General features: G+C 54.0%; 12 protein-coding genes. 8 read left to right on the top strand and 4 right to left on the bottom strand.

Translation table 11 applies throughout. The features are described from left to right. Nucleotides 1–14 precede the first annotated feature (14 nt). Nucleotides 15–1,571, top strand: a complete 1,557-nt coding sequence (locus LN341_RS11670; protein WP_234203374.1) for an AbgT family transporter — start codon at nucleotides 15–17, stop codon at nucleotides 1,569–1,571. A 73-nt stretch (nucleotides 1,572–1,644) separates the two neighbouring features. Here LN341_RS11670 and fghA read toward each other — a convergent pair whose 3' ends face one another. Together fghA and LN341_RS11660 are read right to left on the bottom strand one after the other, a co-directional pair. After that, nucleotides 1,645–2,493: an S-formylglutathione hydrolase gene (gene fghA, locus LN341_RS11665; protein ID WP_046218845.1), complete on the bottom strand. Its 849-nt coding sequence runs from the start codon at nucleotides 2,491–2,493 to the stop codon at nucleotides 1,645–1,647. Between the two features lie 14 nt (nucleotides 2,494–2,507). Continuing rightward, a complete protein-coding gene (locus tag LN341_RS11660; protein WP_046218844.1) occupies nucleotides 2,508–3,626 on the bottom strand; it encodes an S-(hydroxymethyl)glutathione dehydrogenase/class III alcohol dehydrogenase in 1,119 nt (372 codons plus the stop codon). Nucleotides 3,627–3,828: 202 nt separating this feature from the next. Here LN341_RS11660 and tadA point away from each other — a divergent pair, with 202 nt between their 5' ends. Beyond that, nucleotides 3,829–4,329, top strand: coding sequence for a tRNA adenosine(34) deaminase TadA (gene tadA, locus LN341_RS11655; protein ID WP_046219131.1), 501 nt, complete (start codon nucleotides 3,829–3,831; stop codon nucleotides 4,327–4,329). Between the two features lie 75 nt (nucleotides 4,330–4,404). On the opposite strand, the gene mltF is transcribed toward tadA, so the two are convergent. Beyond that, nucleotides 4,405–5,895, bottom strand: coding sequence for a membrane-bound lytic murein transglycosylase MltF (gene mltF / locus LN341_RS11650; RefSeq protein ID WP_052729861.1), 1,491 nt, complete (start codon nucleotides 5,893–5,895; stop codon nucleotides 4,405–4,407). A gap of 407 nt (nucleotides 5,896–6,302) precedes the next feature. Here mltF and purL point away from each other — a divergent pair, with 407 nt between their 5' ends. The 3 genes from purL (at nucleotide 6,303) to LN341_RS11635 (ending at nucleotide 11,797) form a co-directional block, all read left to right on the top strand. Continuing rightward, nucleotides 6,303–10,208 carry a phosphoribosylformylglycinamidine synthase gene (purL, locus tag LN341_RS11645; protein WP_234203373.1) on the top strand — a complete coding sequence of 1,302 codons (3,906 nt, stop codon included), beginning with the start codon at nucleotides 6,303–6,305 and terminating at the stop codon, nucleotides 10,206–10,208. Nucleotides 10,209–10,425: 217 nt separating this feature from the next. Continuing rightward, nucleotides 10,426–10,764 carry a nitrogen regulatory protein P-II gene (glnB, locus tag LN341_RS11640; protein ID WP_027252937.1) on the top strand — a complete coding sequence of 113 codons (339 nt, stop codon included), beginning with the start codon at nucleotides 10,426–10,428 and terminating at the stop codon, nucleotides 10,762–10,764. A gap of 241 nt (nucleotides 10,765–11,005) precedes the next feature. After that, entirely contained in the window at nucleotides 11,006–11,797 is a 792-nt protein-coding gene (locus LN341_RS11635; protein WP_234203372.1) for a hypothetical protein, read from the top strand. Here LN341_RS11635 and LN341_RS11630 read toward each other — a convergent pair whose 3' ends face one another. After that, nucleotides 11,798–12,421 carry a YitT family protein gene (locus tag LN341_RS11630; RefSeq protein WP_046218841.1) on the bottom strand — a complete coding sequence of 208 codons (624 nt, stop codon included), beginning with the start codon at nucleotides 12,419–12,421 and terminating at the stop codon, nucleotides 11,798–11,800. Nucleotides 12,422–12,933: 512 nt separating this feature from the next. Here LN341_RS11630 and glyA point away from each other — a divergent pair. The 3 genes from glyA to ribD all read left to right on the top strand — a co-directional run bounded on the left by glyA (nucleotide 12,934) and on the right by ribD (nucleotide 15,934). Then, on the top strand, nucleotides 12,934–14,184 hold the full coding sequence (gene glyA, locus LN341_RS11625) for a serine hydroxymethyltransferase (RefSeq protein WP_046218839.1): 1,251 nt from the start codon (nucleotides 12,934–12,936) through the stop codon (nucleotides 14,182–14,184). Nucleotides 14,185–14,353: 169 nt separating this feature from the next. Further along, nucleotides 14,354–14,803 carry a transcriptional regulator NrdR gene (nrdR, locus tag LN341_RS11620; RefSeq protein WP_027252933.1) on the top strand — a complete coding sequence of 150 codons (450 nt, stop codon included), beginning with the start codon at nucleotides 14,354–14,356 and terminating at the stop codon, nucleotides 14,801–14,803. Between the two features lie 6 nt (nucleotides 14,804–14,809). After that, complete coding sequence (gene ribD / locus LN341_RS11615) at nucleotides 14,810–15,934, top strand: bifunctional diaminohydroxyphosphoribosylaminopyrimidine deaminase/5-amino-6-(5-phosphoribosylamino)uracil reductase RibD (protein WP_234203371.1); 1,125 nt, start codon at nucleotides 14,810–14,812, stop codon at nucleotides 15,932–15,934. The last annotated feature ends 23 nt before the right edge of the window (nucleotides 15,935–15,957 follow it).

The following is a 15,957-nucleotide window of genomic DNA, read 5'->3' as shown; positions in this document are numbered from 1 at the left end:
AAGGAAGTACAACTATGAGTGAGACCCTCAATCCGGCGAAGCATTCGCGGGGTGTGATTGCGTTCATTGAACGCGCGGGACAAAAAATACCGGATCCGGTTGTGATCTTCATGTTCTTGTTCGCTTTTGTGCTGGTTCTGACCAGTCTGATTGGTGGGATGCAGTTTGAGGTCATGGGCGCTGATGGCAGCGGCGTGACGCATATCATTAAAAGCATGACGGAAACAGAGCATGTTCGCTGGCTCTTCGATAACGCTTTGCTGCAGAACTGGCTGGCGTTCGGCCGCGGTGTATTGGGCGTGATTCTGATTGTGATGCTGGCTGTGGGCATTGCGGAGCATTCCGGTTTGCTTTCAGCGTTGATCAAGAAAATTGGCCTGCGGATCAGCGATCGCTGGTTGCCGTATATGGTGGTTTTTCTGGGGATTATGTCCTCGATTGCCAGTGATGCGGGCTATCTGGTTCTGGTTCCGCTGGCAGGCCTGTTGTATGCCGGTTTGGGTAAGAACCCGCTGATTGGGATGGCTGCGGCATTTGCTGGCGTTTCTGCCGGTTTCAGTGCGAACCTGATCCCCGCAACACCTTCTGATGTCATCCTTGGGGTCAACGCACGCATTTTTGCCGAGTCGCAGGGTGTTCCGTTTACAACGGCCAGCGGTGAACCGCTGAACCCGGCGACCATGCACTATTACTTCATTTTTGTGTCGACCATTGTGCTGACTGTGGTGGGTGGCTGGATCACCAACCGCTTTATTGCCCCGCGTTTGTCGGACATGGCGTTCCAGTTGCCGGATGATCTGAAACTGGATGACTTTCAGCTGTCAGAACAGGAGCAGAAAGGACTGCTGATGGCGGGGCTGGGCCTGCTGGCTGCTCTGCTGGGCGTTTATCTGCTGGCAACGGGTCCACTGGCTCCTTATACCAATGCTGACGGACGCGAAGTCACCCCGTACCTGGACAATGTGATTCTGCTGATTTCTTTTGTTTTTGTGGTGGTTGGTCTGTGCTATGGCATCACAACCCGGAAGTTCAAGTCGCTGCAGGACGTGGTGACGGCCATGGTGAAGCAGATGAACACCATGGGCTATATCCTGGTACTGACTTTCTTCTGCTACAACTTCCTGGCGATGCTGAGCTACTCGGGGTTGGGGACTTATGTGACTTATCTGGGCGCGACCTTCCTGAGCTCACTGGGTTTGCAGTCTTTCCCGATTGCACTGATCATCGGTTTTATTCTGACCACGGCATTCATCAACCTCTTTGTTGGCGGCATGACGTCCAAGTGGATGCTGCTGGGTCCGATTTTTGTCCCTATGCTGTATCAGGTCAACCCGAACATGACGCCGGATCTGGTCACGGCGGCGTTCCGGGTTGCGGATTCATCCACCAACATCATCACGCCAATGATGACTTATGCAGGGGTGATTCTGGCCTTTATGCGGAAGTACAAACCTGAACTCAAGTTTGGTGATGTGATCAGCATGATGGTGCCTTACTCTGCAGCCTTCCTGGTGCTGTGGTCGGCACTGCTGGTGGGTTTCTTCGCTTTCGGCCTGCCTTTGGGTTTCTGATTGCGTTCAATGTATTCATGGCTACGACGACGCCCGGCATTAGCCGGGCGTTTTTTCGTGACGTCTGCAGCCGTTAATGATCAAACCACCGGGCATGAAATCTCAGGTGTTCTTCGATAAAGCTGGCAATAAAGTAATAGCTGTGGTCATAGTCCGGCTGCATCCGCAGACTGATGGGATAACCGGCTTGTTCCGCGGCCTTGAGCAGCGCGCCTGGTTTCAGTTGCTCGCTCAGGAATTGATCGGCCGTGCCCTGATCGATCAGTACCGGAAGGTGTGGGGTGCTGAGGGCCAGTAATTCGCAGGCATCATACTGCTGCCAGTTGATGCCATCATCCGGCCCGAGATAATGGGCAAAGGCTTTTTGGCCCCAGGGACAGTCGCTTGGGTGACTGATCGGACTGAAAGCCGACACCGAGCTGTAACGCTGCGGATTGCGCAACGCAATGACCAGCGCGCCATGGCCGCCCATCGAATGTCCGGCGATCGCCCGTTGCTGTGTGACCGGAAACTGCGACTCAATCAGGCTGGGGAGCTCATCGGCGATATAGTCATACATCTGATAGTGCTGGTTCCAGGGCGGCTCGGTGGCATTGACGTAGAACCCCGCACCCAAGCCAAGATCGTAGTCCTGATTGGGATCATCTGGCACGTCTGCGCCGCGCGGACTGGTATCTGGCGCCACAATGGCCATGCCGAGCTCAGCCGCAATGCGCTGCGCGCCGGATTTTTGCATGAAGTTTTCATCAGTACAGGTCAGCCCGGACAGCCAGTACAGCACAGGGACGGGGTCGCCTTCCTCAACCTGAGGCGGCAGAAAAACGGCAAAACGCATCGTGCAATTGAGCACATCGGAATAATGGTCCCATTGCTGCTGCCAGCCGCCAAAACATTTGTTCCTGATGACAAGGTCCAGTGTCATGCCATCACCCTGATTCAGAAGTGGATCACAGAACGGATACTTTTGCCCTGATGCATCAGCTCAAAGGCCTGATTGATATCATCCAGTGGCATGGTATGTGTGATGAAATCGTGCAGCTGAAATTCACCCTGAAGGTAACGCTCGACGATATCGGGCAATTGAGTACGGCCTTTGACGCCACCAAATGCGGTACCGCGCCAGACTCGCCCGGTGACCAGCTGAAAAGGGCGGGTGGAGATTTCCTGTCCGGCACCGGCGACCCCGATAATCACCGATTCGCCCCATCCTTTATGGCAGCACTCCAGTGCCGAGCGCATGACATTGACATTGCCGATGCACTCAAAGGAAAAATCGACACCGCCATCGGTCATCTCAATGATGACTTCCTGGATTGGCTTGTCATGATCTTTGGGGTTCACACAGTCAGTGGCGCCCAGTTTTTTAGCCAGAGCAAACTTATGCTCATTGATATCAATCCCGATGATGCGGGATGCCCCGGCCATGGTGGCCCCGATGATGGCGGACAGGCCAATGCCGCCTAAGCCGAAGATGGCCACGGTATCGCCTTTGTGCACTTTCGCCGTGTTGAGCACTGCGCCCATCCCGGTTGTGACCCCGCAGCCGAGCAGGCAGATCTCTTCCAGCGGTGCGGCCGGATTCACTTTGGCCAGTGAAATTTCAGGCAGTACCGTGTATTCGGAGAAGGTTGAGCAGCCCATATAGTGATAAATCGGTTCGCCATTGAGGGAAAAACGTGTGGTGCCGTCCGGCATCAGCCCTCTGCCCTGAGTGTCGCGAATTTTCTGGCACAGATTGGTTTTGCCCGACAGGCAGAATTTACACTCGCCGCATTCCGGGGTGTACAGGGGAATGACATGGTCGCCCACTTGTACCGTGGTGACGCCGGCGCCGACTTTTTCAACGATGCCACCCCCTTCATGACCGAGAATGGCAGGGAAGATCCCTTCCGGATCGTCGCCGGATAAGGTAAATGCATCGGTATGGCAGACGCCTGAGGCAACAATACGCACCAGCACCTCTCCGGCTTTCGGGAGCTGGACATCGACTTCTTCGATGGTCAGTGGCTGATTTGGCCCCCAGGCAACGGCCGCCCTGGATTTAATAGTGTCCATGATGGTTATCTCTCAGCAGCGGTAGCTATTCATATAAAGTAGGAGAGATTTCCCCATCGTGCCCACTACGGGAGGTGCTCACTGTCATCGTCATGCCGAGGTACTGGAGAGGCGGCGGCGCTTGGCTTATAATCCTCCGCCCAATCCTTGTGAGATCAGAGACCCAGTGGTGAGTGACATCAACCGTCAGGATGAATTTTTTATGCGGCGTGCCATTGAACTGGCAAGCCTGGCTGAAGCTGAAGGTGAAGTTCCTGTTGGCGCTGTTGCTGTCCTGAATGGCCGGGTGATCGGTGAAGGCTGGAATCGTTCGATCGGCCAGCATGATGCCACGGCACACGCAGAGATCATGGCGCTGCGTCAGGCTGGCAAAGTGTGCAGCAACTACCGTCTGCTGGATGTGGTGCTGTATGTCACCCTGGAACCTTGTCCTATGTGTGCGGCGGCTATGGTGCACAGCCGGATTGGCCGGGTCGTCTTTGGCGCGCCGGATCCGAAAACCGGGGCGGCGGGCAGTGTGATGAACCTGCTCAGCTATGCCGGGGTCAATCACCATGTCGCGTTTCAGGGCGGGGTACTCGATACCGAGTGCCGCCAGCAACTACAGGCCTTTTTTAAACGCCGCCGTGCCGAGAAAAAAGCCCTGAAGCAGCAGGCCGATCAGAGAACCGTCACCCAGGGCAGCCACAAAAAAGACCCATAAAAAACGGGTGGCCATGTCAGCCACCCGTTTATCGTTTATCCTGTTCTGTCACTGTCTGTGTGAAAGCTGCCAGACTCAGCGGCTCACGCTCTTATTGGCTTTGGTTTTATCCAAGACCTCATCCAGTGTCTGTTCAGCGGTTTCGCTCACCGTATTTGTCGCGTTAGCTTCAGGCCCGTCCGGCGTAATTGTCTGCCAGTCATCAACCAGTCGAATCCCTTCGCTGTTCACCGGCTGACTGTGTGCCTGTTCGTAGCCGATGATGCTCTGATAGTAACGACGGATGTTTTCTACATACAGGAGCGCTTCGTCGCCACGGGCATAACCATAGCGGGTTTGCCGGTAGTATTTACGCTGTCGTAGCAGTGGCAGACGCTGCTTGACATCGCTCCAGGCATCCGGGTTGCCCCCCTGCTTCTTGGTCAGGCGGCGGGCATCCATCATATGGCCAAAGCCGACATTGTAAGAGGCGAGTGCAAACCAGACCTTTTCATGCTCCTCAATGCTGTCGGGCACCCGGGCGACCATTTTTCTCAGGTAATCCGTGCCGCCCCGGATGCTCTGTTCCGGATCCAAACGGTTCTGGACGCCGACCGATTTGGCTGTCGGCAGGGTCAGCATCATCATGCCACGCACCCCTGTGGGTGAAACGGCTCTGGGGTTCCAGTGTGACTCCTGATAAGACAAGGCCGCCAGCAAGCGCCAGTCAAATTCGCTGGCGTATTTCTTAAACGTCCCTTCCCAGCGGGGGAGCTTGGTTTCCAGCGCTCTTAAAAAGGCGCGCGTGTCGACGTAGTCAAACTGATCAACATGGCCGAAATATTTTTCTTCCAGTTTGGCGAGTTCACCGCTTTGCTTCAGTTCACCGAAAAACTCAATCAGCAGGGCATAGAGGCTATCGTCATTGCTCTGTTCCATGAACCAGCCGATGGGTTCGTCATCGGTCAGCTCAAGGGCAACCGCAATATCGGGATGAATGCGCTGGCTGAGGGCGACATCGACCGAGTCGGCGACGGTATAATCCAGTTCACCGGCGGCGACCTGGCGCAGCAGCTCCTCGCTGTCAATTTCATCAATGGTTTGCCAGACCAGGGTCGGGTGGTCCTTCTTGATTATATCCAGCGTTTTTTCATGACTGGAGTCGCGAACGACGGTCAGAGAGCCTTTGTTCTGAGACAGATCGGCCAGATCACGCGGCCGCCACTGGCCTTTCTTGTACACCAGGATCTGGCTGGCATAGTAATAGGCTGGCGCAGCGCGGAACGCACGCACCCGTTCCGGGGTCATGGTCAGGCCGGCAGCAAGCAGATCGACATCGCCCCGCTTCAGCGCCGGAAACAGACCGGATAAGGAGAATAAAGGCTGCATTTCCAGCTTTACACCCAGTTTGTCAGCGAAGCGCTGCGCAAGGTCATAATCCAGCCCGGTAGGGCCGTCCGGACCTATATAGTAGGAAATCTGGTTATTCAGTGTGCCAATGCGCAAAACGCCACTGTCGCGTATCCGTTCCAGCTCAGTGCGGGTGTCACTTTCCCACTGGCAGCCAGATAATGTGAATGCTGTCAGTAGTATGGCGACAAAGGCGCGGAGATTCGTGGAAAAAACTACTCGTCTCAATAATGCATGCTCATTTATTTATTCAGTCGTTCTTTATACCAAAGGTCGCTTTCAGGGCAAAGCCGACCCCCTTTGATCTTATCCGGTGGTCTGAAATTTGGTGAAAAAATGTCCGATTTTGGGCTGGTAGTCAAAGATCGCTGTGGATATCAGCCGGATTGAAAAAAAATAGCGCAAACGGTTGCGTCAGGTGTTACGTCACACTGTGTTTTCCCTTATACTATCGCCCATCGTAATTTTTCCTCCCGGACAAGTGAGAAAAAATGGCGCTGAACAAGGTGACATTGACGTGATTCCCGACTGGGGAGCAGGCCAATATCACCTTCATTCAACTGCTAATCGAGAGTCGTACGCACATGGAAATTTTGCGTGGTTCACCCGCACTGTCTGAGTTTCGTGTCAACAAGCTGCTAGCGCGTTGCCAAGAGTCCGGTCTGCCTGTCACCGGCATCTACGCCGAATACATGCACTTTGCTGAGCTGGCAACGCCGCTGAACAGCGAAGCGCTGGGCACGCTGACCAGCCTGCTCACCTATGGCCCTACGATTGCCGAACATGAACCTGCGGGTCACTTGTTCCTGGTCACGCCGCGTCCCGGCACCATTTCACCCTGGTCTTCCAAAGCAACAGATATCGCCCATAACTGCGGTCTGGTGCAAATCAAGCGCCTTGAGCGCGGTACGGCCTATTATGTTGAAACCCGTGCTGAGCTGAGCGCAGAGCAACTGTCTGCGCTGAAAGGGCTGTTGCATGATCGCATGATGGAAGTTGTGTTTGACGATCTCGCTCAGGCTGAAGCGCTGTTCCGTCATGCTGAACCGGCACCGCTGCAGAGCGTGGATATTCTGGCTGGCGGTCGCCGTGCGCTGGAAGAAGCCAATGTCACTCTGGGTCTGGCACTGGCCGAAGATGAAATTGATTATCTGGTTGAGAACTTCACCAAGCTGGGGCGCAACCCGAACGACATTGAGCTGATGATGTTTGCCCAGGCAAACTCTGAGCACTGCCGTCATAAAATCTTTAACGCTGACTGGACGATCGACGGTGTTGAGCAGGAAAAGTCGCTGTTCAAGATGATCAAGAACACTTATGAGCAGAACAGCGAATACGTGTTGTCGGCTTATAAAGACAACGCTGCTGTCATGACTGGCTCTGAAGTGGGCCGCTTCTTCCCGGATGCGTACAACCGCCAGTACAACTATCATCAGGAAGCAGCCCACATCCTGATGAAAGTGGAAACCCACAACCACCCGACGGCGATTTCGCCATGGCCGGGCGCATCGACCGGTTCAGGCGGTGAAATTCGTGATGAAGGCGCGACAGGGATCGGTGGCAAACCCAAAGCCGGTCTGGTTGGCTTTACCGTTTCTAACCTGCGTGTGCCGGGTTTTGAACAGCCGTGGGAAACGGATTTTGGTAAGCCTGGCCGCATCGTGACCGCGCTGGACATCATGCTGGAAGGCCCGCTGGGTGGCGCGGCATTCAACAATGAGTTCGGCCGTCCTAACCTGCTGGGTTACTTCCGTACCTATGAAGAAAAAGTGGTCTCTCACAATGGCGAAGAAATTCGTGGTTACCATAAGCCGATTATGATTGCCGGTGGTATGGGTAACATTCGTGAAGAGCATGTTCAGAAGAAAGAGATTCCGGTTGGCGCTAAGCTGATCGTGCTGGGTGGTCCGGCAATGAACATTGGCCTGGGCGGCGGTGCAGCATCTTCTATGGCTTCCGGTCAGTCGGCTGAAAACCTGGATTTTGCTTCTGTGCAGCGTGAAAACCCGGAAATGGAACGCCGTTGCCAGGAAGTGATCGATCGCTGCTGGCAGCTGGGTGATGACAACCCGATTGCCTTTATCCACGATGTCGGCGCGGGCGGTATTTCCAATGCGCTGCCTGAGCTGGTGAACGATGGCGAACGCGGTGGTAAATTCCAGCTGCGTGATGTCCCTAACGATGAGCCTGGCATGAGCCCGCTGGAAATCTGGTGTAATGAATCCCAGGAACGTTACGTGCTGGCGGTTGCACCTGAGCATATGGCTGTCTTTGATGCTATCTGTCAGCGTGAGCGTGCACCGTATGCGGTCGTGGGCGAGGCAACAGAAGAGCGTCACCTGACGCTGGACGACAGCCATTTCGATAATACGCCGATTGATATGCCGCTGGACATTCTGCTGGGCAAGCCACCGAAAATGCACCGTGACGTGACGTCGCAAAAAGTGCAGGGCACGGCGATTAACCGCGACGGGATCGAACTGACCGAAGCGACCCATCGTGTGCTGCGTCTGCCGGCTGTTGCCGAGAAAACTTTCCTGATCACTATCGGTGATCGGACAGTCACCGGTCTGGTCGCCCGCGATCAGATGGTTGGCCCGTGGCAGGTTCCTGTGGCCAACTGTGCAGTCACAGCAGCAAGTTATGACACGTACCATGGTGAAGCCATGTCGATGGGTGAGCGCACGCCGGTGGCGCTGCTGGACTTTGCCGCTTCTTCCCGTCTGGCTGTGGGTGAAGCGATCACTAACATTGCCAGCGCCGATATCGGTGATCTGAAGCGGATCAAACTGTCAGCGAACTGGATGTCACCAGCCGGTCACCCGGGCGAAGATGCCGGTCTGTACGAAGCCGTTAAAGCCGTGGGTGAGGAATTGTGTCCGGCGCTGGGCCTGACGATTCCAGTTGGTAAAGATTCCATGTCGATGAAGACCAAGTGGGAAGAGAACGGTGAAGAGAAAGAAGTGACTTCTCCGCTGTCTCTGGTGATCACGGCGTTTGGTCGTGTGGAAGATGTGCGTAAAACCGTGACCCCACAACTGCGTACCGACAAAGGTGACTCCAGCCTGATTCTGATCGATCTCGGCTGCGGTAAGAACCGTCTGGGTGCGACAGCACTGGCTCAGGTTTACAAACAACTGGGTGATAAACCTGCTGACGTTGACAGCCCTGAGCTGCTGAAAGGTTTCTTCCAGGCTGTACAAAAACTGGTGCGTGACGAGAAACTGCTGGCTTACCATGACCGTGGTGACGGTGGTCTGTATGTCACACTGGCTGAAATGGCCTTTGCCGGTCATACCGGTGTCGAAGTGGATCTCAACACCACTGACGGCGACAGCTGTGACGATGTACTGGCGATGCTGTTCAACGAAGAGCTGGGTGCTGTGCTGCAAGTGCGGACTGACGATCTGGAACTGGTTGAAAACGAGCTGGCGAAGTACGGTCTGGCATCGTGCAGCCATGTGATCGGCACTGTGGTTGACGAAGACGTGGTGCGTATCTGGAACGGTAACGATCTGGTGCTGGATCAAAACCGCACTGAATTGCGTGCTATCTGGGCGGAAACCACCTATCAGATGCAGGCGATGCGTGATAATCCGGCAGGTGCGCTGCAGGAATTTGAAGCCAAGAAAGACAGTCAGGATCCGGGTCTGAGTGCTTCGCTCAGCTTTGATATCAATGAAGATGTGGCTGCACCATTTATCGCCACCGGCGCCCGTCCTAAGATGGCCATTCTGCGTGAGCAGGGGGTGAACTCCCATGTTGAGATGGCAGCCGCTTTTGACCGTGCTGGTTTCGATGCCCGTGATGTTCACATGAGTGACATTCTGTCGGGGCGTGTGGAACTGGATGGCTTTCATGGTCTGGTGGCCTGTGGTGGTTTCTCGTACGGTGACGTACTGGGTGCCGGTGAAGGTTGGGCAAAGTCTGTGCTGTTCAATAACATGGCGCGTGATCAGTTCGAGCGTTTCTTCCACCGTGACAGCACCTTCGCACTGGGCGTGTGTAACGGTTGCCAGATGATGTCTAATCTGCGCGATCTGATCCCGGGTGCTGAACTGTGGCCACGTTTCGTGCGTAACGAATCGGAGCGCTTTGAAGCCCGTTTCAGCCTGGTAGAAGTACAGCAGAGTGATTCACTGTTCCTGAACGGCATGGCTGGTTCGCGGATGCCAATCGCGGTGTCGCACGGTGAAGGTCGTGTGGAAGTGCGTCATGCTGAGCATCTGTCTGCGATTGAGCAGTCAGGCACCGTTGCGCTGCGTTTCCTTGATAACTACGGCAATGTCACGCAGAACTACCCGGCTAACCCGAATGGTTCGCCGAACGGCATCACCGGCCTGACAACCCAGGATGGCCGGGTGACGATTATGATGCCTCACCCGGAGCGTGTGTTCCGGACTGTGGCGAACTCCTGGCATCCGGATGACTGGAATGAAAACAGCCCTTGGATGCGTATGTTCCGTAATGCACGTGTCAATCTGGGTTAATCTGTTCCAGTTTGATCACTGACGGGATATTCATCGGAAACCGCTGCTGTTGCAGCGGTTTTTTTCTGTGCGGACAGCAGGCGCCGGCGAATCAGAAAATGGTGTAAGTTTATAGGAGCCGTTGAGTTTCCTATGAAAAATCGGTGATAATGGGGCCTTTCCGGCGTCGAAAACCGTCCTGTTTTATCGACCCCCGCAGAGCAAAGGATATTGTGAGATGAAAAAAATCGAAGCCATTATAAAGCCATTCAAGTTGGATGATGTGCGTGAGGCCCTGGCAGAGGTGGGGATCACGGGGATGACAGTGTCCGAAGTGAAAGGTTTTGGTCGTCAGAAAGGCCATACTGAGCTGTACCGCGGTGCGGAATATATGGTGGACTTTCTGCCGAAAGTGAAACTGGAAATTGTGGTCACGGATGATGTGGCCGAGCAATGTGTCGACACCATTATCGAAACGGCGCAAACCGGTAAAATCGGTGATGGTAAAATCTTCATGTTTGATATTGAGCGTGTTGTCCGTATCCGTACCGGTGAAGAAGACGAAGACGCGATCTGATGACTCGCTAACGAACTGTTTTCACAAAGATTATGCTACTCCTTGCAGCCCCGGACTTGTGCCGGGGCTGTGCTTTATGGAGCCATCTCTGATTCTCAATCTGATGATTTAATATCCAGTTTTCCCTGTCGCATTGATGCCTTAGCCAATCTGACTTTGCTGTTTGCTGACGTTGCCCGTGTCTGACGTTGAATAACAGTCTGGTCCTCATTCTGTTTCAGTGTCTTCAAGGAGAGTCATCATGAAGCACGTGTCTTTGTCCACTTGTGGCGGGCTTGCCATCTCAGTGCTGACGACGGCAGTCGTGGTACTGGTCGCATCGCCATTACTGAGCAACATCCTGAGCGTTGCTCCCACTGGGGTTCTCGCTACTGCCATCAAGGATCATCGGGAGATCCTGTCAATTTGGCCCTGGATGGCTGCAGCCGCTGTACTGGTTCAGGGAGGGAGCCTCTGGTTACTGACAAGAAGTCCTGCCGTCGGAAAATGCCTGAGTCTGCTGACAACTTTCGTCCTGTTTCCCTTTGGTCTTTACTTCTATATTTGTTACCTGGCTGATTGTAAGCGCTGGGAGCTGCGGATGTTGCAGGAAGTCAAACCTGAACTGAAACCTGAATACCCGCAGTTTGGTTTTTGCGATGAAGATCCATTAGCTTTCGGGTTGTGCGGCGTTGGTATCCTGACCATGATCGTCGGTATTCCCTTCGGGGCACTGGCTGTGGTGGCGGGCGTGGTGATTTTTGTCCGCAATCTGGCCGGTAAAAAGAAAACTGCGCTGATGGTGACGCCTCAGGCGTTATTTATTACCCCCAATCCCTGGCTGGGCTGCTATCGAGTGCCCTATACCCAGGTCTCAGCTGTTGCAGTTGTGAAAAACCAACTGAGAATTCAGATCGAGACTGAAGCAGGAAAGACCATCACTGTGCCGGTGAACATCAACGTGCTGGACCGGGATTTACGCCGCCAGGCGAGGGGAATATTACTTGAAAAACTGGCCCATGCCGGACTTTTGCATGAGCCAGTTGCCGTGTGATCAGTCTGTTGCCTGAGCCACGGCCTTGCCGTCATTGTAGCGGCCGGGCTTGTGGTTCATGGCCAGTACCAGGTTGAGCATCACAGCACCGAGTAATGACAGCATCAAAATGGTGGGGGTCATCAGAACATAGGAACAAACCAGAATCGCGATATCGATTCCCATCTGAAGCTTCCCGGCTGACACCCCGAATTTCTCCTGCAGATACAGCACCAGTACGTTAAACCCGCCCAGGCTGGTGTTATGCCGAAACAGGATCAGCATCCCCAGTCCCATCAGCATCCCGCCCATCACCGCACAGTACACCCGATCAAACTGACTGAGCTCGACAAAGTGATGCAGGTTATCTGTCATCACAGACACTAATGCGCCGCAGCAAATACTGGAGATTGCAAAACGGCGGTTCATCCGGCACCAGGCCATGATGTAAAACGGAATGTTGATGACGAAATACAGCTGGCCAAAACTGAAATCCACAAAATGAGTCAGCAAAAGGGCTAAGCCCGTGGTGCCGCCTGTCAGTAAATGGGCTTGCTGTAAGAAAAAAACGCCTTGCGCGACGATGAATGTACCCGTAAGAATAGCGATTAGGTTTTCTTTGCGAGAGTGACCGCGGTGTTTCAATCTGTACCTCCAAAATGGTGCCTTTACAGCCTGCCGGTCAGAGTGGCCTTGATGCTGAAAGGTCATGCGCGCGATATGATATAGAGTGAAAATAAAAAATGAATCCTGTGATCTAACTTAAAGAAAAACAGCCTGTAATAAATTCTTTACTATCTTGTAAATCATTATTTTCGTTTCAGGGTTGCATTCACAGTTTCTCTGTCAGGTTTTTAATGGACACAAGCTACAAGGTGAAAAAAATTCATCTGCCAAATGAAAAAAACGAACAAAAAAACCGGTTAAAAAAACCGGTTAAAAAAACCTGAAAAGGGCTACCTGTAAGGGAGCAATTTCGCTAAAATGCGGCCTAATCTTTCGGTGCAACGAAAACGTTTGCGTTACCGTGGTTACTGGGGTTGTGTTTTTTGTCCGAATGAGGAAAAATGCCAATTATCCCGCGTTGACCTAAGTGTCTGGCCTTGTCTGATACTTAGGTCAACGAATTTGAGAACTATCTGAGTCAGGAGAGACTGATGCTAAAGCGTGACATGAATATTGCTGATTATGACGCAGAACTATTTGCGGCCATCCAGGAAGAGACTGCCCGTCAGGAAGAGCACATTGAGCTGATTGCTTCTGAAAACTACACCAGCCCGCGTGTAATGGAAGCACAGGGTTCACAGCTGACCAACAAGTATGCAGAAGGTTATCCGGGCAAGCGCTATTACGGCGGTTGTGAGTATGTCGATAAAGCCGAGCAACTGGCAATCGACCGTGCTTGCCAACTGTTCGGTGCCGAGTATGCCAACGTTCAGCCGCATTCAGGCTCTCAGGCCAACAGCGCTGTATACATGGCACTGCTCAATGCCGGCGATACCGTTCTGGGCATGAGCCTGGCGCACGGCGGTCACCTGACTCACGGTTCACCGGTGAACTTTTCCGGTAAGCTGTACAACATTATTCCTTACGGTATTGATGAAGCCGGCCAGATTGACTACGCAGAAGTCGAAGCACTGGCACTGGAACACAAGCCGAAAATGATCATCGGCGGTTTCTCTGCCTATTCGCAAATTGTTGACTGGAAGCGCATGCGTGAAATCGCAGACAAAGCCGGCGCTTACTTCTTCGTGGATATGGCGCACGTCGCCGGTCTGGTGGCCGCAGGTGTTTACCCGAACCCTGTTCCGCATGCGCACGTGGTGACCACCACAACGCACAAAACCCTGGCCGGTCCTCGCGGCGGTTTGATCCTGTCTAATGCGGGTGAAGATCTGTACAAGAAACTGAACTCTGCGGTATTCCCGGGTGGTCAGGGTGGCCCGCTGATGCACGTGATTGCAGCCAAAGCCGTCGCTTTCAAAGAAGCCATGGAGCCTGAATTCCAGGCGTATCAGCAACGTGTGGTCGATAACGCGAAAGCCATGGTCAGCCAGTTCCTGGAGCGCGGTTACAAAATCGTTTCCGGCGGCACCGAAAACCACCTGTTCCTGGTTGATCTGATTGATAAGAACATCACAGGTAAAGACGCCGATGCAGCACTGGGTGCGGCCAACATTACGGTCAACAAAAACAGTGTGCCGAATGATCCGCGCAGCCCGTTTGTGACCTCTGGTATCCGTATCGGTACCCCAGCGATTACCCGCCGTGGCTTCAGCGCGGACGATGCCAAAGCTCTGGCGAACTGGATTTGCGATGTACTGGACAATATCGACAACCCTGCGGTTATCGAAGCGACTAAAGCCAAAGTACTGGAAATCTGTCAGCGTCTGCCGGTTTACGCGTAAACCAGGCATAAGGCGTCACTAAACACAGCGAAAGACGGACCTGATTTTGGGTCAATCTTGTCAAACGGCATCCCTGGGATGCCGTTTTTTGTTGATAAAAATAATGGGCTAAGTCCTCGCATAGCGGTTGATTTGGGGTACACTGAGGCGACGAAATTGAGGAGGCAAGATGCATTGTCCGTTTTGTGGTGCCAATGACACCAAAGTAATCGATTCCCGTCTGGTCGCTGATGGACATCAGGTTCGCCGCCGCCGTCAGTGTCTGGCGTGCAGTGAACGTTATACGACATTCGAAACCGCTGAGTTGGTGATGCCGCATGTCATCAAAACCAATGGCAGCCGCGAACCGTTCAACGAAGAGAAACTGCGTGGCGGTATCGAACGTGCGCTGGAAAAGCGACCAGTCAGCGCGGATGATATCGAACGCGCCATCAACACCATCAAATCTCGTCTGCGCGCCACGGGTGAACGGGAGGTGAAATCAGACATGATAGGGAATCTGGTCATGGATGCCCTGATTGAGCTCGATAAAGTGGCTTACATCCGGTTCGCCTCTGTCTACCGTTCATTTGACGATCTCCGCGAGTTTGGCGAAGCCATCGCTAAACTGGAAAAATAAACCAAGATGTTTACGCCGACTGATCACGCCATGATGCGCCGAGCCGTTAGCCTTGCCCGGCGCGGCCGATTCACGACAGCCCCGAATCCGAATGTGGGCTGTGTCATTGCCAAAGAGAACACCATTATTGGTGAAGGTTATCATTACCGTGCAGGCCAGCCGCATGCTGAAGTCTTTGCCTTGCGCGCCGCCGGAGAACACGCCAGAGGTGCGACGGCTTATGTCACACTCGAGCCTTGCTCCCATTACGGGCGCACGCCGCCCTGTGCCGAAGCGCTGATTGCCGCGGGGGTTTCCCGGGTTGTCTGCGCCATGGTTGACCCGAATCCGAAGGTCGCGGGACGCGGTGTCGAGATGCTCAAACAGGCTGGCATTGCCGTTGAAACGGGTCTGCTTGAGGCCGATGCATTGGCATTGAATCCCGGTTTTATCAAGCGCATGAAAACCGGTCTGCCTTATGTCCAGCTCAAACTGGCGGCCAGCCTGGATGGGAAAACCGCGCTGGCAAACGGTGCCAGCCAGTGGATAACCGGCCCTCAGGCCCGTGCCGATGTGCAGCGTTTTCGCGCCCAGGCCGGAGCAATCCTGTCAACCAGCGCCACGGTGCTTGCCGATGACCCATCCTTGAATGTGCGCTGGCAGGAGTTGGGGACAGCTGTCCAGTCGGACTATCCGGAAACTGAGTTACGTCAGCCGGTCCGGGTGATCATTGACAGCCAGAACCGCTTGTTACCGTCTCAACGTTTATTCTCGCTGCCGGGCAAAGTCCTGCTGGCCAGAACCCAGGCGGATGAGGCGGAGTGGCCAGAGCAGGTGCGGCAGTTACAGGTGCCTGCTCAGCCGGACGGTCAGCTAGACTTAAAGGCACTGATGACAGCCCTGGTGGCCGAAGACATTCATCACATTTGGGTGGAGGCTGGGGCGAGTCTGGCCGGCGCTTTACTCAACGCGGGGCTGGTGGACGAGTTGATTCTTTATCAGGCGCCCAAACTCATGGGCAGCCATGGCCGCAGCCTGATCGATCTGACCGAGTTTACAGTCATGTCCCAAGTGCCGGATGTGAGGCTGAACGATGTGCGTATGGTCGGTACCGATATTCGGATCCGTGGCACGATTCATCACCCTGCGTAACAGAATACGTCTGTGGATGGCAT

The sequence above is a fragment of the Photobacterium sp. TLY01 genome (assembly GCF_021432065.1).
Lineage (GTDB): Bacteria > Pseudomonadota > Gammaproteobacteria > Enterobacterales > Vibrionaceae > Photobacterium > Photobacterium halotolerans_A.
The sequence above is the reverse complement of the archived record's forward strand: the minus strand, read 5'-3'. Positions and strand labels throughout refer to the sequence as shown.

Coding starts and splice junctions, on each gene's coding strand:
- LN341_RS11670 (WP_234203374.1), top strand. CDS start 15: ATGAGTGAGACCCTCAATCCGGCGAAGCATTCGCGGGGTGTGATTGCG.
- LN341_RS11635 (WP_234203372.1), top strand. CDS start 11,006: ATGAAGCACGTGTCTTTGTCCACTTGTGGCGGGCTTGCCATCTCAGTG.
- LN341_RS11660 (WP_046218844.1), bottom strand. CDS start 3,626: ATGGACACTATTAAATCCAGGGCGGCCGTTGCCTGGGGGCCAAATCAG.
- purL (WP_234203373.1), top strand. CDS start 6,303: ATGGAAATTTTGCGTGGTTCACCCGCACTGTCTGAGTTTCGTGTCAAC.
- glyA (WP_046218839.1), top strand. CDS start 12,934: ATGCTAAAGCGTGACATGAATATTGCTGATTATGACGCAGAACTATTT.
- nrdR (WP_027252933.1), top strand. CDS start 14,354: ATGCATTGTCCGTTTTGTGGTGCCAATGACACCAAAGTAATCGATTCC.
- tadA (WP_046219131.1), top strand. CDS start 3,829: ATGCGGCGTGCCATTGAACTGGCAAGCCTGGCTGAAGCTGAAGGTGAA.
- fghA (WP_046218845.1), bottom strand. CDS start 2,493: ATGACACTGGACCTTGTCATCAGGAACAAATGTTTTGGCGGCTGGCAG.
- glnB (WP_027252937.1), top strand. CDS start 10,426: ATGAAAAAAATCGAAGCCATTATAAAGCCATTCAAGTTGGATGATGTG.
- ribD (WP_234203371.1), top strand. CDS start 14,810: ATGTTTACGCCGACTGATCACGCCATGATGCGCCGAGCCGTTAGCCTT.